General features: G+C 43.6%; 20 protein-coding genes. 11 read left to right on the forward strand and 9 right to left on the reverse strand.

Features of this window, described 5'->3' with window-relative positions; all coding sequences use genetic code 11:
• Nucleotides 1-109: 109 nt before the first annotated feature.
• From A3860_RS24340 to A3860_RS24360, 5 genes are all read left to right on the forward strand, one after another.
• Complete coding sequence (locus A3860_RS24340) at nucleotides 110-553, forward strand: hypothetical protein (RefSeq protein WP_081150905.1); 444 nt, start codon at nucleotides 110-112, stop codon at nucleotides 551-553.
• Nucleotides 554-688: 135 nt separating this feature from the next.
• On the forward strand, nucleotides 689-1,441 hold the full coding sequence (gene rsmA, locus A3860_RS24345; protein ID WP_081150907.1) for a 16S rRNA (adenine(1518)-N(6)/adenine(1519)-N(6))-dimethyltransferase RsmA: 753 nt from the start codon (nucleotides 689-691) through the stop codon (nucleotides 1,439-1,441).
• Between the two features lie 26 nt (nucleotides 1,442-1,467).
• Nucleotides 1,468-2,394: an NAD(P)-dependent oxidoreductase gene (locus A3860_RS24350; protein WP_173820251.1), complete on the forward strand. Its 927-nt coding sequence runs from the start codon at nucleotides 1,468-1,470 to the stop codon at nucleotides 2,392-2,394.
• A gap of 246 nt (nucleotides 2,395-2,640) precedes the next feature.
• Nucleotides 2,641-3,114 (forward strand): transcription elongation factor GreA, encoded by a 474-nt coding sequence (gene greA, locus A3860_RS24355; protein ID WP_081150909.1) that lies wholly within the window; start codon nucleotides 2,641-2,643, stop codon nucleotides 3,112-3,114.
• Nucleotides 3,115-3,261: 147 nt separating this feature from the next.
• Nucleotides 3,262-3,657 (forward strand): HIT family protein, encoded by a 396-nt coding sequence (locus A3860_RS24360; protein WP_081150911.1) that lies wholly within the window; start codon nucleotides 3,262-3,264, stop codon nucleotides 3,655-3,657.
• Nucleotides 3,658-3,820: 163 nt separating this feature from the next.
• On the opposite strand, the gene ruvC is transcribed toward A3860_RS24360, so the two are convergent.
• On the reverse strand, nucleotides 3,821-4,402 hold the full coding sequence (gene ruvC, locus A3860_RS24365; RefSeq protein WP_081150913.1) for a crossover junction endodeoxyribonuclease RuvC: 582 nt from the start codon (nucleotides 4,400-4,402) through the stop codon (nucleotides 3,821-3,823).
• A 38-nt stretch (nucleotides 4,403-4,440) separates the two neighbouring features.
• Between ruvC and A3860_RS24370 the strand changes: the two genes are divergently transcribed.
• On the forward strand, nucleotides 4,441-5,436 hold the full coding sequence (locus A3860_RS24370; RefSeq protein WP_158085345.1) for a lysylphosphatidylglycerol synthase transmembrane domain-containing protein: 996 nt from the start codon (nucleotides 4,441-4,443) through the stop codon (nucleotides 5,434-5,436).
• A gap of 53 nt (nucleotides 5,437-5,489) precedes the next feature.
• Nucleotides 5,490-6,284 carry a DUF3108 domain-containing protein gene (locus A3860_RS24375; protein ID WP_081150917.1) on the forward strand — a complete coding sequence of 265 codons (795 nt, stop codon included), beginning with the start codon at nucleotides 5,490-5,492 and terminating at the stop codon, nucleotides 6,282-6,284.
• 509 nt (nucleotides 6,285-6,793) lie between these two features.
• Here the strand turns inward: A3860_RS24375 and A3860_RS24380 are convergent.
• From A3860_RS24380 to A3860_RS24405, 6 genes are all read right to left on the reverse strand, one after another.
• Nucleotides 6,794-7,111, reverse strand: coding sequence for a hypothetical protein (locus A3860_RS24380; protein WP_081150920.1), 318 nt, complete (start codon nucleotides 7,109-7,111; stop codon nucleotides 6,794-6,796).
• Nucleotides 7,112-7,911: 800 nt separating this feature from the next.
• Entirely contained in the window at nucleotides 7,912-8,754 is an 843-nt protein-coding gene (locus tag A3860_RS24385; RefSeq protein ID WP_081152248.1) for an MBL fold metallo-hydrolase, read from the reverse strand.
• A 108-nt stretch (nucleotides 8,755-8,862) separates the two neighbouring features.
• A complete protein-coding gene (locus tag A3860_RS24390; protein ID WP_081150922.1) occupies nucleotides 8,863-10,239 on the reverse strand; it encodes an MFS transporter in 1,377 nt (458 codons plus the stop codon).
• A gap of 49 nt (nucleotides 10,240-10,288) precedes the next feature.
• A complete protein-coding gene (locus tag A3860_RS24395) occupies nucleotides 10,289-11,086 on the reverse strand; it encodes an undecaprenyl-diphosphate phosphatase (RefSeq protein WP_081150924.1) in 798 nt (265 codons plus the stop codon).
• A gap of 139 nt (nucleotides 11,087-11,225) precedes the next feature.
• Complete coding sequence (locus tag A3860_RS24400; protein ID WP_081150926.1) at nucleotides 11,226-11,480, reverse strand: DUF3098 domain-containing protein; 255 nt, start codon at nucleotides 11,478-11,480, stop codon at nucleotides 11,226-11,228.
• A gap of 103 nt (nucleotides 11,481-11,583) precedes the next feature.
• Nucleotides 11,584-12,459 (reverse strand): cell division protein FtsX, encoded by an 876-nt coding sequence (locus A3860_RS24405; RefSeq protein ID WP_081150928.1) that lies wholly within the window; start codon nucleotides 12,457-12,459, stop codon nucleotides 11,584-11,586.
• A gap of 246 nt (nucleotides 12,460-12,705) precedes the next feature.
• On the opposite strand from A3860_RS24405, the gene leuS reads away from it, so the two are divergent.
• Complete coding sequence (leuS, locus tag A3860_RS24410; RefSeq protein ID WP_216823501.1) at nucleotides 12,706-15,477, forward strand: leucine--tRNA ligase; 2,772 nt, start codon at nucleotides 12,706-12,708, stop codon at nucleotides 15,475-15,477.
• A 35-nt stretch (nucleotides 15,478-15,512) separates the two neighbouring features.
• Here the strand turns inward: leuS and A3860_RS24415 are convergent, their stop codons facing one another.
• A complete protein-coding gene (locus tag A3860_RS24415; protein WP_081150932.1) occupies nucleotides 15,513-16,565 on the reverse strand; it encodes a hypothetical protein in 1,053 nt (350 codons plus the stop codon).
• A 159-nt stretch (nucleotides 16,566-16,724) separates the two neighbouring features.
• On the opposite strand from A3860_RS24415, the gene A3860_RS24420 reads away from it, so the two are divergent.
• From A3860_RS24420 to A3860_RS24430, 3 genes are all read left to right on the forward strand, one after another.
• A complete protein-coding gene (locus A3860_RS24420) occupies nucleotides 16,725-17,312 on the forward strand; it encodes a hypothetical protein (protein WP_081150934.1) in 588 nt (195 codons plus the stop codon).
• 244 nt (nucleotides 17,313-17,556) lie between these two features.
• Nucleotides 17,557-18,267, forward strand: a complete 711-nt coding sequence (locus tag A3860_RS24425; protein WP_081150936.1) for a peptidoglycan DD-metalloendopeptidase family protein — start codon at nucleotides 17,557-17,559, stop codon at nucleotides 18,265-18,267.
• A 197-nt stretch (nucleotides 18,268-18,464) separates the two neighbouring features.
• Nucleotides 18,465-18,944, forward strand: coding sequence for a DUF1203 domain-containing protein (locus A3860_RS24430; protein WP_081150938.1), 480 nt, complete (start codon nucleotides 18,465-18,467; stop codon nucleotides 18,942-18,944).
• Nucleotides 18,945-18,949: 5 nt separating this feature from the next.
• Here the strand turns inward: A3860_RS24430 and A3860_RS42310 are convergent, their stop codons facing one another.
• Entirely contained in the window at nucleotides 18,950-19,090 is a 141-nt protein-coding gene (locus A3860_RS42310; RefSeq protein WP_394334798.1) for a DUF6688 family protein, read from the reverse strand.
• Nucleotides 19,091-19,112: the final 22 nt, after the last annotated feature.

Below are 19,112 nucleotides of genomic sequence, written 5' to 3' on the forward strand. Positions count from 1 at the left end.
TTCCATTATTTAACTAGCGTATCTGTTGTTGGTAAGTGTTTATTTTAGTGTTGAGTTTCCAATAATATTTCGAAAGGTACGTTTATAGCTTGCCCTAAGATCCGTATATATGAAAAACGCCCTACTGGCTGTGCTGATCACAACAGTATGTAACGATCATGCACTGGCACAAATAACCCCAACCGGAGCTTATTCACCTCCGGCTACTGTAAACAGTAAAGTAAGCACTACAAATAAAGCAACTGGCGCCATAATAACCGGCCCGTTAACCGATGGCACTATCAGCACTGATAGACTGGCTAACGAACTACTCACCACCAACAAACTTACTGATGGTGTTGAAACCAGCAACAAACTGGCTGACGATATAATCAATTCATTAAAAACTATAGAGGATGCACGACCTGCCGGCAAACAGTCGGCGGGCATACAATGGGAAGCATTACCACTATCCGGAGTCATTACAGGCGAGGCCGTTGAATGTGGTATGCAGCAATTACATAAACCCAGACCCATTAGTACAAGAAAAAGAACAGGACGTTTACAAATATAAGGTTGACCAAGGTTTTAGTTTCATGCGGATCAAAGAGGTCCGGCCGGATTTCATTCCTGAATATTCCCCTACCTCTTTCTTATCTTCTGTTTCCGCACCCCTTTCAACTTCTCAACTTCTTTGTACTTTTGCCATGTGTATACACTAAAAAAATCGCTGGGACAGCATTTTCTGAAAGATGAAAATATTTGTCACAAAATAGTGCAGGCATTGCAGCAGCAGCCATTTCAACGGCTGCTGGAGGTAGGCCCCGGTGGCGGTGCTTTAACCAAATATTTACACCAATTGCCCGGTATCGACTTTAAATGTGTTGAACTGGACGAAGAAAAGGTGAACTGGTTACTGCAACAATATCCCGCATTGCAATCAAAGATCATTCACCAGGATTTTCTGACAATTGAACAGCCGTTTGGCGAACCGTTCACGCTAGTGGGCAATTTCCCTTATAACATTTCCTCACAGATATTGTTTAAAGTACTGGAATGGAAAGGCAGTGTGCAAACCGTTATTGGTATGTTCCAGAAAGAAGTGGCGCAACGGGTTGTTGCCCGCGAAGGCAATAAAGTGTACGGGATCCTGAGCGTGCTGGTGCAGGCATTTTTTGATGTGGAATACTTGTTTGAAGTAAGTGAGAATGCTTTTAATCCGCCCCCCAAAGTAAAAAGCGCCGTGATCAGGTTAACACCCCGGCAAACCGTGCCTGAAATGAAAAGCGAACGGGCATTTTTTGTACTGGTAAAAACCGCTTTTAACCAGCGTCGTAAAACCTTACGGAATGCGGTTAAAAGTTTATATACGCCCAAAGAACTGAAAGATCCCATATTTGATAAAAGAGCCGAACAATTAACGGTGAACGATTTTGCCCGGCTTACTTTCACCATGAAATAATAACCCCACCAGATACAGACAACAGGATGATGAAGAAAGTGATTATAACCGCCAAAGTACATGACTGGCTGATTGAGCAGTTACAGAAAAAAGGTTTTACCATTCAATATGTTCCCGCTGTTACTTACGAAGAGCTGCTGAATATTATTCAGGAAGCGGAAGGCCTCATAGTAACCACCCGCATAAAGATCGATAAACCCATGCTCGACCGGGCAACGCAATTAAAATGGATTGGCCGGCTGGGCAGTGGCATGGAACTGATTGATGTGGCCTATGCCGAACGTATGGGCATAAAATGCGCAAGCAGTCCCGAAGGCAACCGGAATGCTGTAGCTGAACATGCACTGGGCATGTTGCTGAGCCTGATGAACAAGATGAACAGCAGTATGCAGGAAATAAGGGAGGGCAAATGGATACGCGATGCCAACCGGGGTATTGAGCTTACTGGTAAAACAGTGGGGATCGTGGGCTTTGGCAACACGGGCAGCGCCTTTGCCAAATTACTGGCTGCTTTTGATGTTACGGTGCTGGCCTGTGATAAATTTAAATTTGGCTTTGCCAAAGGAATTGTACGGGAAGCCAACCAGGAACAAATTGCCCGCTATGCCGATGTGGTGAGTTTACACCTGCCATTGACCGACGATACCTTTCATTATGCCAATGATGCATTTTTTAATGCGCTTGAACGCAAGCCGTTTTTTTTAAATACCTCGCGGGGTAAGGTGCAGGATACCGGGGCTATTATCAGGGCCCTGCAGAATGGTAAAATTGCCGGGGCCGGCCTCGATGTGCTGGAAAATGAAAAGCTGGAAACCTATTCCGAATCGGAGAAAAAGGAGTTGGACTGGCTTTTACAGCAGCCCAATGTGCTCATTACACCGCATACTGCCGGCTACAGTCATGAGGCTTTTTATAAAATGGCCAGTGTGGTATTGGAGAAACTGGGGATCTAAGGTTAGTAGCCCGTACATGCTAAAAAAATGCTAAATCAGGGACGCCAATTGCGCCAGGAATGGGCAAGGCCGCTGGTTTAACCGGTTTCCTTTTAAAAAATCGATCCGGGTAGCTAAATCATTCTGAAAAAAACTTTATTTTTGTTTTATACAGTAGTGCAACGCTTCAGCTCTGAGGCGTTGTTCTTTTTTTCTATTTATAGTAGAGAGCACCAAATATATCTGGTTTAAAATAAGGAGGTTTTTATGACAAGTGTTTTATACGTTACAAAAGAAACACTCGAGCAAATGAAGGAAGAGCTGCTGCGTATGCGTACGGTTGATCGTCCGGCGGCGGCCAGGGCTATTGCTGAAGCACGTGAAAAAGGCGATTTGAAGGAAAATGCTGAATACGATGCTGCCAAAGAAGCCCAGGGTATACTGGAAGCCAAATTAAAAAAACTTGAAAACGATATTGCCAGCGTTCGGATACTGGATACAGAAAATGTAGATACCAGTAAAGTATCTATTCTTACCAAAGTAACCATTCTTAATCTTGCTAATAAAAAAAGGATCACCTACACTATCGTTTCTGAAAAAGAAGCTGATCTGAAACAGGGAAAAATCTCAGTGACTTCCCCCATTGGCCAGGGCCTCCTTGGCAAGGTAGTAGGCGATGTGGCAGAAGTTCAGGTTCCTGCCGGCCTGCTCAAGTTCCAGATTGAAGAGATCACTGTTTAACAACCGTTACACCCCGAGATTCCCGGATATTTATTGCTAATTTCTTTTAGGCTGGTTTATCATTTACAGTAGCTTTGTGCGCCACTTACAATGGTTTTTATAAGGCATGTATAGTGCTTTCAACTCATATTAAAAACTACGGGGCATATGACTATTTTTTCGAAGATAATTGCCGGTGATATACCGGCCTATAAGATTGCAGAAGATGAACATTTCTTTGCATTCCTTGATATTTTTCCCCTGGTTGAAGGGCATGTATTGGTAGTGCCGAAGCTGGAAGTAGATAAGTTTTTCGATATGCCTGAAGATTATCTTGGCCGGATGCTGGTATTTTCACAGCCTATCGCAAAAGCTATTGAAAAAGCGTTTCCCTGTAACCGCTGTGGCATGGCCGTAGTAGGGCTCGAAGTGCCACATGCACATTTGCACCTGGTGCCCATCAACGGTATAAACGACCTGAATTTCACCCGTGGCAAGCTCAAGCTTACGCCTGAACAATTGAAAGCTTCACAGGAAAAGATCATCAAGGCAATGAAGGGGTGAAACGGAAAAGGGAGTGCCGCATTCGGGATCACTACTTTTTCGGCAATTGGCCTACGCCAGAACACCGGCGGCCAGAGTAGGAACCAGATAACCGGCAGCAGGCAATCGGCTATTTAACGATGCAAGATGCAGGTTGATCTCGAAGATCATGAGCATTTCCCGTTCAGCTTTGCCGTTTCGCTATTATCCTGTCGGGGTTTTTCGCAATGAAATCTTCCCAGCCTTTTAGTTTTTTGCCGGCGGTTTTTAACAGGGTATTGTCCTGGAAATGATGGCATACCGCCACCGCCAGCGCATCGGAAGCATCGAGGTATTTGATATCTGTATTATGTTGAATGGAAAGGATGCGTTGCAGCATTTGCCATACCTGTTCTTTTCCCGCATTACCATTACCGGTAATGGATTGCTTTATTTTTTTGGGGGAATATTCAAAAACTTCCAGCCCGGCATTTATAGCAGCTGCAATGGCTACGCCCTGAGCGCGGCCCAACTTGAGCATACTTTGTACGTTCTTCCCAAAAAAAGGCGCTTCAATGGCAAAGCTGGAAGGCTTGTGCGCTTTTATAAGTTCGCTTACTTTTTGGTGAATGAGCTGCAAGCGTTCATAATTGTCTTTACGACTGTTCAGCTTGAGTATGCTCATTTCGAGCAGTTTTATTTTTTGCGGCGATACGGCTATAATGCCATATCCCATTACCAGGGTGCCGGGATCTATACCAAGAATTATTTTTGAAGGTGTATGCAATGAGTGTGGGGATGTAATTACTTTGTAAACTTATTTTGGTGACGTCGAACAAAAATATCAAAATTCTTCTCAACTATGTTATAGGGCCGCTGGTGTTTTGCCTGCTGGCCTGGTCAATTTACCAGCAATTATTACGGCAGAACAACTGGAAGGCTTCCCTGCAGCATGCATGGCGGGCAACAACGGGTGTTGAATGGTGGAAGATGGTACTGGCAATAGTATTCATGTTTGTTAATTGGGGGGTGGAAGCCCGTAAATGGCAGATCGCCATAAAGCAGGTACAGCGATTATCATTTATACAGAGTTGCAAAGCTGTTTTTACCGGAACTACGCTGGCATTTTTTACCCCCAACCGTATAGGGGAATACATGGGGCGCATATTATATCTTGGTGAAGGCAAGCGAATAAAGGCAATTTCTCTTACTATTGTATGCAGTATGGGGCAGTTGCTGGTTACTTTGTGGGTTGGAATTGGCGGAATTTTATATCTGCAATCATATGGGAATACAGAATTGCTTCATACGTTTGCCGGGCTTTGGCTGAAATTGGTGTTATATGCAGCCATAGCTGGGGCAGTAATTTTAACATTATTTTATTTTCGTTTAGCAGGGCTGGTAAGATGGGTTGAAAAGATGCCCCGGTTGCGGAAACCTGTATCTTATATCAGGGTTTTAGATAATCTTAACGCAACTATCCTTTTACGGATCCTGTCTTTATCTGTACTGAGATACAGCGTTTTTTTAGGGCAATATTACCTGCTGTTCGATGTGTTTGATGTGCACATAACTGTTGCACAGGTTGCCGGTTCGGTTAGTGTAATATTCCTTGTTTTAGCAATAGTACCCACCATAGCAGTGATCACCGAGTTAGGGGTTCGATGGAAAGTCGGCATTGAAGTGGTACAACTTTTTGATAGCAATATTACCGGAATACTGGCCACATCGCTGGCCGTTTGGATCATAAACCTGGTAATACCAGCGTTGATAGGGAGTTTACTAATTTTAGGCATTAAAGTATTTAATAATAGAAAATAAATACACCGGCCCGGACGTCAACCTTATTAATTGGATTAATTGAATAGCGTTACATGAAAGTAAACCGACCACTCGTTTTTCTCCTGCTTTTTGTTATAAGTTTTCCGCTGAGAGCGGGGGACGGCTTTTGCGAGATCCGTAACTCGGCCTTTTCGAATGGAGAGGTGATCACTTTGAAGGTATTTTATACTGTAGTAGGCGCCTATTTCGGGGCTGGTGAAGCTTCTTTCACCACTACAGTGGAGAAAATGGCCGGTAAACCCGTATATCATATTATTGGCGACGGAAAAACCTATAGTTTTTACGATAACTTCTTCAAGGTTCGGGATAAGTATGAAACTTATATCGACACGGGAACCCTGCAGCCATACCGCTTTATCCGTAATGTGTATGAAGGTGGCTATAAGAAATATGAGAATGTAACTTTCAATAAGGCCGCTAATTCAGCGGTGACCAACCAGGGGGTTTACAAGGTGCCCGAGTGCGTGCAGGATGTGTTAAGCGCGGTTTATTATTCCCGGAATATTGAGTTTAATAAACTGAAGGTTAACGACAAGATCAATTTCTCCATGTTCCTTGACAATGAAGTGTATGAAATGTACATCCGTTACCTGGGCAAGGAAACCATCAAGACCAAATATGGGAAGTTCAGGGCTATTAAATTTAAGCCATTACTTATTAAAGGGACCATTTTTGAGGGTGGCGAGAAAATGACGGTTTGGGTAAGCGATGACCGGAATCATATTCCCATCCGGATTGAAAGCCCAATATCTGTTGGCAGCGTAAAGATCGATATGATCAGCTATCGTAATCTGCGCTATCCGCTCACTTCCCTGGTTAGCCTGTAGAGTGGGAGAGAATCGGTTTTGGTCGGTAGTAGCCTGATTTCCAATCTATAATGATTTTTTTCGACTGCAGTTTGCTTCAATTTAAACACTGTATACATCACTGAAAAATTTGTTGCCCGCCCCAACAGTACCGTTGGGGCGGTTTTTTTATGCTGCAGCCCGGTTTGAGCTTGCTGTTTGGTGAATTGAATGAGCTGTTTTCAGATTTGTATGCTTTGTTTGGTGGTTTTTTATGCTTTGCAGGGCGATTTTATTGGTCTGCAGGGCGGTTTTATGAGCCTGTTGCGCAAGTTTAAATGTTTGCAGCGCGGGTTTATGAGCCTGCAATACGAGTTTATCAGCTTGCTGTGCGGGTTGAAGCTTATTCAGTTCGGGAATTAGCTTACTCCTGACAAGAGTTCGTTAACTCAGGGAAAGAGTAAGCTGTAACTAAACACGTGCTGCGATTAACTCTGCATGCAATAGACTGAAATTGAAAAATTTTGCCACAAACACGATATGCGGCCTGTTCAAACTGAAAAAAACAATTCAAACTCGTTATGTTGGCTGTTAAACTCGTCATTTAAAACAGTGAATTCGTCATGTAAAACAATGAATTCGCCATGTGAAACAGTGAATTCGCCATGTAAAACAGTGAATTCGCCATGTAAAGGGGCAAACTCATTATGCAAAGCCTTAATGTTGCCAGCCCATTTTTCACCGAATGAAATCAGGAAAATATAACCATGAAGCATGAAAGTAAAGCCGCGGTGCGGAGTGATGAAAACACGAATTAGCGGTTCCAACCCAAAAAATAAAATAGATACACCAAATTTAAAACTCCCCATTTTTCAGTTGGCGCAAATTCTAATAAACCCACCCCATTCCTCCTAACCAGCATCCTCAAAAAGTAAGCAACCGGTCCCGAATTTAAAAAATTGACCGCCAGTAAAAAATAATCCGGAATCGGAATATTGCCCGGATCCCAAAATGCACGAAAGCTCAAAATTTGAAAATGTCAGTTTTGGCTCGTCGCCCGTGAATTCAACTCAAACGATGCGACACTCGCCCCTTCATGCAGATCGAATTTTTAAAAACCGGCCATTTTGCAATTTGGAAGATCAAAATTTAAAAATCGGCCGAAAATTGATTTTCAACCAATTTCAAAAAATATTATAAAAATGACGCATGCGAATTGTGTCGCACGAATGATATGTTTAAAAATTATAATGCATTTTCTGCAAATAGACCGGTAATACCATAGAAACGACAAAAACGTCAATTACGACAATTGCGTATCTGGTTGATTTTGAGTGTTTCTATGATGTGCTTTTACTGTTAATAACGCCAACGGATATCCATAGTGTTGTTTGTACGCGTATGAAGGATATGATAGCGTGTTTAAATAGCAGTCTGTTTTTATGCTTATGCCGTATACGAAATTCAAATGAAAATAAAGCCTGTAGCTGATTAATTAATAATGGTTTAATTAACATCCGTTAGTAACGGTTGATCAATTATCAACGTTCAGACATCTTACTGGCTATAAATAAAAAAGGTGAGTCTCCTTTAAAGGGAGGCTCACCTTGCAAAAAAAATGAGCCGCTCTTAAAGAGCGACTCACCTTTGCTCAAAACTTTTATCTCAGTTATTTCAGATCTTCCAATTTGAATACTTCCTTATGACGTACGCCTCTATCTGTTTGTTGTAACGAACAACATTCATTCACCGGGTCATGTTCAAAAAAGAGAATGTAATTGTTGTCCACTGCTTCGGTAAGGAATTGTTTTTTTTCCTGCATGGTTGAAAGCGGAAACATATCGTACGCCATTACGTAGGGAATAGGCAGGTGAGCTACAGCCGGTAACAGATCAGCGACATATATAACAGTATGTCCTTTGTAGCTGATCTGTGGCAACATCATCGCTTCTGTATGCCCGTACACGAACCGTACTTTCATGGTATCGGAAAATTGAACACCATCGGTGGGTTCAACAAATTTCAATTGCCCGCTTTCCTCGATCGGCAAAATATTCTCTTTCAGGAAGGAGGCTTTTTCACGGTCATTGGGTTGTGTGGCAGCTTCCCAATGCCGTAAGTTGCTCCAGTAGGTAGCATTTTTAAAAGCAGGCACCAGTTTATCGCCCGAACGAATGATACTGCCACCACAATGATCGAAATGCAGATGGGTTAAAAATACATCGGTGATATCATCGGCATGGAACCCGTATTTGGCCAGCGATTTGTTCAGCGAGTCGTCGCCGTTCAGGTAATAGTGTCGCATAAATTTATCATCCTGTTTATCGCCAATGCCGTTATCAATTAAAATGAGCCGGTTCTCTTCCTGTATCAGCATGCTGCGCATGGCCCAGTTACACAGGTTGTTTTCATCAGAAGGGTTCAGTTTATTCCATATCGATTTAGGCACTACACCAAACATAGCGCCGCCATCCAGTCTGAAATAGCCGGTATTTATTGAATATAACTGCATGTTATAAATAGTGTTTGGTTCTAAGTTTTTAATTCCTGGTTCATTGTATCCCTGCTGCACCAATGATCTCTTCTGTTTGCAAAAATACTACCACAATTTTTTACATCATTAGCCCTGGGCAGTGCCTGAGGATTGCTTTTGGGCCTTTTTTAACGCGCTCATTGTTAAACCCAGCCAAACAAAACCCAGCATAAAGAAAAACATGAGAGCCAGTACCGAGTTACGCATGCCGCCAAAATGAATGGTTTGTTCTTCAATAAAAGCAAACGTGAACATACCAATCACCAGCGCTACTTTTTCAGTAACATCATAAAAGCTGAAGAAAGAAGCCGTGTCTTTTGTTTCGGGCATGAGGTTCGAATAGGTAGAGCGGCTAAGCGATTGAATACCGCCCATTACCAGACCCACAACAGCGCCAAGAATATAGAATTGAATATCTGTATACGTGTAGTAGGCACCAATGCAGGCGCCTATCCATATCAGCACCACAGTCATTAAGGTTTGAATATTACCAAAACGTTCAGAGGCCCGCGAAATAATAATAGCGCCGGGAATGGCCACCAGCTGAATGATCATGATGGTAATAATAAGCTTATCGGTGGGCAGGTGCAGTTCTTTCGCCCCGAATTGTGTAGCAGCGAGAAAGACGGTTTGTATACCGGCACTGTACCAGAAGAAGGATACCAGGAACAATTTAAGAACGCGCATATGTTTCAGCTGGGTCCATACTTTCTTTAATTCAAGAAAGCCATTGCTGAATACATTTTTGAGCTCACGCCGTTCCTTCATTGTATTGATAGGCAAATACCGGAAAGGGATCTGGGCAAAACCAAACCACCACAAACCCACCAGCACAAACGAAATGCGGGCAGGCATAAAGTCTTTATCAAATTTGCTATGGAAGCCAAACGATTCCGGAAAGAATACAACTATAAAACAAAGTATCTGCAAAATAACGCTGCCTATATATCCCCAGGTATAACCGCGCGCACTGATGCGGTCGCGCTGGTTATGTGGTACCAGATCGGGTAGAAAAGAATTATAGAATACGAGGCTGCCCCAAAAGCCAATGCACGATAACACCATACAAAAAATGCCAATCGTTAAGCTTGTTGAAGAAAGGCGATTGGCGTTTTCCGGAACATATTCCGGCGCAAAAAAGTATAGCAGGCAACAGAATATAGCGCCCATGGTACAAAAAAAGCGCATGAAATTGCGCTTGTTACCCCGGTAATCGGCTATAGAAGTGAGTATCGGAATAATAAAGGCCACCACTATGAATGCGGTACCCAGGGCATAATTATATAAAGCCGTATTCACAAACCTGCGGCCCAGGAATTCTATTTCATTATCGGGCATCCGGTTTTTAGTGACGCCTTCAAAATAAGCCGGAAATATGGTAGAAGTAATCACCAGGTTGTAGGCCGAGTTGGCCCAGTCGTACATACACCAGGCGTTGATCACTTTACGGGGTGCAGTTTGCATAATAGTAGCTTTGGACAGTTTAGGGGAATACGAGTGGCTATCTCATTTATTAACCAATAACACCGGTATAAAAAAGGATGATTAAAGCCAGGCCAACAATGATACGGTACCAGCCAAACAGCCGGAAACCATGTTTCTGCAAAAAGGTAATAAAGAATTTGATGGCCAGTATGGCAACAATAAATGCGATAGCACAACCTAACAACAGCGTACCTATGTTTCCGCTATGGGTGAGTACTTCAGGTTGTTCTTTATACATCTTGTACAGGCTATAAACTGTTGCCGCCAGCATGGTGGGTACGGCCAGGAAGAAAGAGAATTCTGCCGCCAGGCGCCGGCTTAATTTCTGTTGCATACCACCAATAATGGTAGCCGCGCTTCGGCTTAAACCGGGAAAAACGATCGAAAGCACCTGGTACAAACCAATGATAAAGGCTTTTTTATTGCTGATGTTCGCTTCATTATCGATGGTTGATTTTTGAAACCATTTATCAACAAACAGCAGTACAATACCGCCCAGCAACATAATAAGTGCAATGATCATGGGCTTTTCGAGCATGGCATCAATGTGCTTTTTAAACAAAGCGCCAAAGGCCAGGGCCGGTATAATGGCAATAATGAGCTTTATATAAAAGGAGATCTTTTTAAAATCAAAAAATTTGCGCCAGTACAGCACCACTACCGATAAAATGGCGCCAAACTGAATAACGATCTCAAACAGTTTGGCAAAGTCGCCGTTATCGCCCATGATGGCAGAGGCAATGGCCATATGCCCGGTTGATGAAATGGGTAAAAATTCGGTTAAACCTTCAATAATAGCAATGATGATGGCGTGTAACGTGCTCATTTGTTGTTTTGTTGATCAGTTAACGAGTTAATGAATTAATTGGCTAACGGGTTAGCAGAACAGACAGGCTTAACTGTATAAAACAAATAAAGCGATACCTTATCAAGCATCGCCTTATTACCTTATTAATTAGTTTGTATTAACTATTCTTGGGCTTTTTGAAAATGGCATACACTTCAACACCCAGTCCCAGCAAAATCAAAATGGGCGCAATAGTGATTCGACGAGCGCTGTACACTTCATTTTCCCTGAAAACGTTGGGATCGTCGCTGTTGCCACCCGCCATTAAAATAATACCAATACCTACCAGAATAATACCTGCAATGATCCAGATATAATTTTCCCTGGTGAACAGGCTGGTAGCAGGAGCGGTTTGTTTTTTTGTTTCCTTCATTTGGGCCAATTATTAGGTGCGCAATATATGTAAACTTTGTGTGCCCGGTTCGTTAAAGGGGCATAAAAAATCTTTATCAACAGGAGCCAGCTGGCCGGGGCGCTTAATAAAGCTCGTCCAGTTTCATTTTCAGGTATTTTACCACGCTGCGATAGGTGCTGAACAGGGAAATGCTGATACCCAGCACTATCAAAAAGAGGAACAGGGTGGCCACCTTGCCATTATCCCGCAGGTCGCGGAGATAGGGTAGAAAATATTCCGACAACATCATCAACCCGTAAATAAGGCCAATAGCCACCAGGGCGGCGATCAATCCATTCAGTACTGCCCGCATATTCAGCGGCTTGGCTATAAACCCGCGGGTAGCGCCCACCATTTGCATGGTCTTAATCAGGAACCGGTTACTGTACATGGCCAGCCTGATGGTATTATCAATAAGGATAATAGATAAGATACAGAACAGGGCGGCCAGTGAGGCAAATACGATGAGCCCGGCCCGTACCGATGAACCCATTTTTTCCACCACAAAAGCAGGATATTTTACACTTTCGATCACCAGTTGCCGCTGCTCCAGGTCGGCCTTGATGGCCGCGATGGTATCCTTCTGCACATACATGTTCTTGAGGTTAAAATCAATGGAGGCAGGCAGCGGGTTCTCGTCCAGCAATTCCTGGAAATCGGTTTCCCCTTTGTCCATCCATTGCTTTTTGGCGGCCTCTTTGTCTATGTATTCAACGGTTTTGGTGTAAGGGCGCGATTTAATGTACTGCATCAGTGTATCCACATCGGCCTGGGTAGCGTTTCTGCGCAGGTAAACCTGAAGTTTGATGTCTTCTTTCAGTTCTTCGGTATACCGGCTGGCATTTAATAACAGCCATCCGAAAACGCCTACAAAAAAGAGTACAATGGTAACGCCCAGGATGGCCATAAAGTAAGATGGTTTGGAACGCTTGGCCGATGCTTTTCCGAATTGCGCCATGTATTATTTGTTTTTGAAGGGATAATAATGCGTCAAAAGAGCGGCAAAAATAACGGTTTTATCCCGGTAAAACGGTTATTATCCGTATTTTTGACATCCTTCTAAACGATTAAGATGGTATAAAAATTTCAGGGGTCGGTGACTTTTTAACGTTTCCTCAACGTTTGATTGTCAGAGAGAAAGGCAAAAAGCAAACCAAAAATTAAGCAGAACTAAAATATAAGAACCCAGAACCAAGCACTAATTATGGAATACAACTTCAGGGATATTGAAAAAAAATGGCAGGCACAATGGAAAGCGTCAGGCGCCTACAAGGTGAGCAATGATTCCCCGAAACCTAAATTTTACGTACTGGATATGTTTCCTTACCCAAGTGGGGTGGGTTTACATGTTGGCCATCCGCTGGGCTATATTGCCAGTGATATTTACAGCCGCTTTAAACGGTTAAAAGGGTTCAACATACTGCACCCCATGGGGTACGATGCGTTTGGGCTGCCCGCCGAGCAATATGCCATTGACCATGGCGTGCATCCGGCAGTGAGCACCGATCAGAACATTAATAATTTCCGCCGTCAGCTCGATAATATTGGTTTTTGTTTCGACTGGGACCGCGAATTCCGCACCAGCGACCCGGCCTACTACAAATGGACCCAATGGATCTTTCTACAATTGTTCCATAGCTGGTATAACCGCAAAACAAAAAAGGCCGAACATATCGATAACCTGGTAAAAGCTTTCGAAAAGGAAGGAAATGCAGGGTATGAAATTCCGCACGACAAATACCAGATCGCCAAAACCGGAAAGCGGGTATTCTCCGCTGCGGAATGGGCCGCATTTACAGAAAAGGAACAGCAGGATATTTTGATGGAATATCGCCTGGCATATTGCGGCTATGGCGAAGTGAACTGGTGCGAGGCATTGGGTACCGTGCTGGCCAACGACGAAGTGGTGAACGGGGTAAGTGAAAGAGGTGGTCACCCGGTGGTTAAGAAAAAATTAAGACAGTGGTACCTGCGCATAACTGAATACGCCGACCGCCTGCTGGAGGGGTTGGAACGCATCGAGTTCAGCGAATCGATGAAGGAAATGCAAACCAACTGGATCGGGAAAAGCTATGGGGCAGAGGTCAGCTTTAACCTGAAAGGTTCAAAAGAACTACTTACCGTATATACTACACGCCCCGATACCATATTCGGGGTCGACTTCATGGTAATAGCACCCGAACATGATCTTATAGAATCGATCACCACGCCCGAACATAAACAGGCGGTGGAAGATTATATTGCTTATGTAAAAAGCCGCAGCGAACGTGAGCGAATGGCCGAAAAGAAGATCTCCGGCGTTTTTACCGGGGCCTATGCATTGAACCCATTCGATGGCCGCGAAATTCCCGTGTGGATCAGCGAGTACGTACTCGCAGGGTATGGAACCGGGGCCATTATGGCCGTGCCTTGTGGCGATGAACGCGATCATAAGTTTGCACAACATTTCAGCATACCTATTACCAATATCATTGGTTCGCATTATGATGGTAAGGAAGCCAATGCTACCAAAGATGCCAAACTCGAAAATTCAGGCTTCCTGAATGGCATGGTAATGCGCAATGCCATGGAAGTAGTGATACAGAAAATTGAAGAAATGGGCATTGGTGTGCGTAAGGTGAATTTTAAAATGCGCGATGCGGCTTTCAGCCGGCAGCGTTATTGGGGCGAACCATTTCCTATTGTTTGGAAGAATGGTATTGCATATCCCATGGCAGAAAACGAATTGCCACTGGAATTGCCGCATGTAGAAAGTTATAAGCCGGGGCCGGAAGGCGAGGGGCCATTGGCGAACATTGCTGAGTGGACCTCACGCGATCTGGAAACGAATACCATGCCTGGTTATGCCGGCAGCAGCTGGTACTTCCTGCGTTATATGGACCCGCAAAATGCCACCGAATTCTGCAGCCGTAAGGCCAGCGATTACTGGGGCCAGGTTGATCTGTATATCGGTGGTACCGAACATGCTGTTGGGCATTTGCTGTACAGCCGTATGTGGACGAAAGCCCTGTTCGATCTGGGCTATATTGGTCACGATGAGCCGTATAAAAAGCTTGTTAACCAGGGTATGATCCAGGGCAGCAGCCGGTTTGTATACCGTGTTCATGGCTCAAACAAATTTGTATCGCTTGGGTTAAAAGATCAATATTCAACCGATGCTATACACGTAGACGTTAACATTGTTGATGGTTTAGAGCTCGATGTATCGGCATTTAAAAAATGGCGCACGGAATATGAAAACGCAGAATTCATGCTGGAAGATGGCAAATACATTTGCGGAACCGAAGTAGAGAAAATGAGCAAGCGCCTGTACAATACCGTGAACCCCGATGATGTGGTGAATAAATACGGCGCCGATACCTTCCGCATGTATGAAATGTTCCTGGGACCCGTTGAACAAAGCAAACCCTGGGAAACAAAAGGTATTGAAGGGGTGCACCGCTTCCTCAAAAAGCTGTGGCGCCAGTTCTTTGATGACATGAAAGGAAAAGTATGGAATGAAGAAAAGGCTACCCCTGCCGAGTTAAAAGTACTGCACCGCACCATCAAAAAAATTGAAGAAGATACCGAACGCTTCTCGTTCAATACCGGTGTTAGCGCCTTCATGGTGTGTGTAAACGATTTAATAGATCTGAAATGCAATAAAAAAGAAATTCTGCAACCACTGTTGATATTGCTTACACCCTATGCGCCGCATGTGAGCGAAGAGTTATGGCATTTGCTGGGCAATACCGGTTCTATACTGGATGCTGAATTTCCAAAATTCAACGAAAGCTACCTGGTTGAAAGCAGCAAGGAATATCCTATTTCAGTAAATGGAAAGCTGCGTACAACCATTCATATTGCGATGGATGCCCCACAGGATGATGTGGAAAGAATTGTGTTGAGCAATGAGGTCATTCAAAAGTGGATGGAAGGCAAGCCGCACAAAAGGATCATTTATGTGAAGGGTAAAATGGTGAATGTGGTAGTTTAAAAAATGTAGTTGTTTAAAATATGTAAGGTGGGTCACTAAAAAGGTGACCCACTTTTTTTCTTTTTCTGTTTTATAAATCTAATCAACGCACTACTGTTCTCTGTACTCTCTAACCGCGCTTCATAACGCTTGCCATCAACAATACAAACCATCAGCGAGGTGTTTGGCGGAATAGTTCCCAGGTTCTCGGCCACCATCACCATTTCATTGTCTTCCCCGAGCTCACTTACAGGTAAGGTGAGCGTGTAGGGCTTATTGTTCAACCGAACGTGTTCAAACACCATGCGGTCGTTAAGGAAAACGGCAATAGAATCCCCATCGACCACCGCATTATCATAAAACCGCAATTCAATGCTGTCGCCGGTAATGGGAATAACCGTTGCCAGCTTCTTTTCACGCGTAGAATATTTCTGCTGCGCTGTGGATGGGGTAGCTGGCGTTGGTTTTTTCTTCTCAACGATCGGTGGTGCTTTAACAGTAATGGAAGGATCATTTTTAGGAACAGACTTCACTGTTGTGCTGGCAAGCTCGGTCTCCCTTTCTTCAGTTACTTCATTGGGCACACCATGTAACCGGGCAATACTGTCAATGATCTCGGGATCATTGGCGCCATAGATATAATTCTCGATCACAAAATCCCATTCATCATGAAACCCCGAAGAATTGATCTTTTCAAGGGCAATAGTGCCTTTGGGTTTGTTTTTATTATCACGTTTGGTGCTTTCGCCATCGAGCCGCATTGTTCTTTCACCGGGGCAATTAAAGTCTGCCACCGAAAGCAGGGCTTCTTTATCATCACCGAAAATTTTGCCCGAGAGCCGGTCTTCGAGCATGGCATCGTCCCACCAGACAACACTGTTGTTGTTGGGATCAAAGTAGCCCTTCACCGCATAGCGAATATAGTTGCTGCGCGACGTGTAGTAATACGATGTGCCTAACAGGCTATCGCCTTTTTTAATGAGTTTCAATTCGGTATGGGCCGAACCGATCTTGCCTTTCCAGGCGCCCGTAATGGTTTGAGCTTGAGTTGACGTCAGAAAGAGACCACAAAACAGCAGGCCCAATAGCAGTGCGATACGTGTTTTCAAGGCAATTGATTTTGCAGGTGATAGAGTTAAACGCCGGGTGAAGGGGTATATTTTGCACTGTTTTTCATTTAACGTTTTCACAGGGATTTCCGCCCCCGGATCCTCCGCCGGCTGTAAACTAATCTTTTTCCTTAACTGTTTTATTAGGAAATTAGCAATATGGCACATCCAAATACTGCATTGATCGAGGGGCTGCGTTCAGCGGCAGCCGGGCTGGAAAATGGCAATTATTATGCCTGGGGGCATCATGGCGCCTGTAATTGCGGACATTTATTACAGGCTACTACCAAATTGACAAAAGAAGAGATCGTTACCTATGCCCATACCGGTACCGGTGAGTGGACGGAGCTGGCGCAGGAAGCCTGTGCGGTTACCAATGTACCGGTTAATTTGTTACTAATGAAGCTGCAACAATTGGGACTAACGCCTACGGATATTCATAATATTGAGTATCTCGAAGACCGGGAAGTGCTGAACCGGTTACCCGGTGGCTTTAGATGGCTGAAAAAAAATGTGCGTGAGCATGTAGTCTTGTATTTCGACACAATGGCGGCTATGCTGGAAGATAAATTGATCAGCAATATCGAAGTAAATTACAGCGAATTGATGCCGCAAAGAGAAGTGACAGTTGCCAGTGAACTGGAGTTAAAGATCAATGACTCTTTTTTGATTCCTCCTGGTCCCCGGTTCCCAACTCATTCTGATCTTTCTTGTAGTTCATCAGAATGGCATAAGACACAATCGTAGCTGCCAGTATCATATAAAATATAATCGTCCACGTATCCATACTCTGCAATGTTTATATATAGTAGTCAGAAATTATGCCATTTTATAATTTGTGTTGAAAAGTTCATGAATACTAAGTAGTTGTTTGTATCGTTGGATTTTACTTATTGCTTGATTATTAAGGAGATGATTGTATATTAGCGAAAGGTCATAAACAAATTCATTTTAACAGGGCTGATTATTAGCGCATTATAATTTTATCAACTTGGAGCCGGGCACATTTGAAAATATCATCCGCAAGTATCAGAATACCTTTCACGGTGTAGTGGATTTCAATCCGGGTAAAGACCGGTTATCTACGCTTGATTTTACACAGCAGAATAAGGAGCTTACACCCGAAATCCTTGGTGATGAGCGTGTTTTTAGCGATTACATTCAACAAAAACTGCAATCGTCCAACTCCCGGTATGGTATAGGTGGTTATGCCGAACACAGGACCATTTACAGCATCAGCCCACATTTTGATGGAAAACAACCCAGCGAGGAGCCTCGCCGGTTACATTTAGGCGTTGACGTTTGGGGCGCTGCCGGAACACCCGTTTATGCATTTATGGGGGGTATGATCCACAGTTTTGCATTCAATGATCAATTTGGTGATTATGGCGCCACGTTAATTTTATTGCATCAGTTGGATGGGGTGCCGTTTTATACATTATACGGGCATTTGAGCCTGCGTGATCTTCAATCTATTTCGGCCGGAAATTATGTTAGCATTGGACAAACCATTGCGCATTTTGGCGAGCTGCATGAAAATGGCCATTGGCCGCCGCACCTTCATTTTCAGATCATCCGGGATATGGAATTGAAAGAAGGTGATTATCCGGGCGTATGTAAGTATTCTGAAAAAGAAAAATACCTCGCCAATTGTCCCGACCCTGATCTTATTCTACAACTTAGCCGGTATCTGAAACACTGAGCATATACTGGGGTTTAATTATTCAGGTTGGCAAATCGTTGTTTCATTTGTAGCAGCCATTTTTTCTTTTCTCCTGAGAAACGAATTTTACCATGTTTAGTTCAAAACCATGAAACATGGTAACGCCATTTTAGCAATAAACGGGTTGAAACAGGCTTTTGATAGCTGCAATTTTGTATCACAAAAAATTGCTATCGATGAAGAAGTTTAAAATTGTTCCGTTATCAAAGGATTACGCAGCACATATAAGATCAACGGGTAAAGATGAATTTGGTCACTCAGTAATTGAGCAGGTGGCCACCGGATCGGGGCCCTGCCGGGTATCACTGAAGCCATTTAAAAAGGGGATCGATAAGCGGCTGTTGATCAGTCATAGTCCTTTCGCCGTTGACAATGCTTATAACCAGCCCGGCCCTGTGTTTATCAATAAAGAAGAAGTGGAGGAATACAAAGATGTGCATCGGTTCCCGCCAGAAATAAAAGCAAATAAGAAAAGCTTTCCATTATCATTGATCGGCTATAGTAAAGACCAGGTGATGGTATTTACACAACTGGTGGGCGATGATGATGTAGATGAATTAATTGCCCGTACATTTGAGCTGTATCCCGAAATTGAATACCTGCATGCCCGCAATGCCGAGGCCTGTTGTTATATCTGTAAAATTGAACGGGTTTAGTTTGGTTAATGCTCCAGTTGCTGCCTGTGCAACCGGCTTATATATTGTTTGGCGATCCTGTTCTCAGGTTTTCTGTCGAACGTATAAAGCGTTAATAAAAAAAGCCATTCCGCCGGTTTCATTAAAAGGTAAACAACGTCGCAGATGTATTTGTTGTTGAAAACACCC

It is taken from the genome of Niastella vici (assembly GCF_002077945.1).
GTDB lineage: Bacteria > Bacteroidota > Bacteroidia > Chitinophagales > Chitinophagaceae > Niastella > Niastella vici.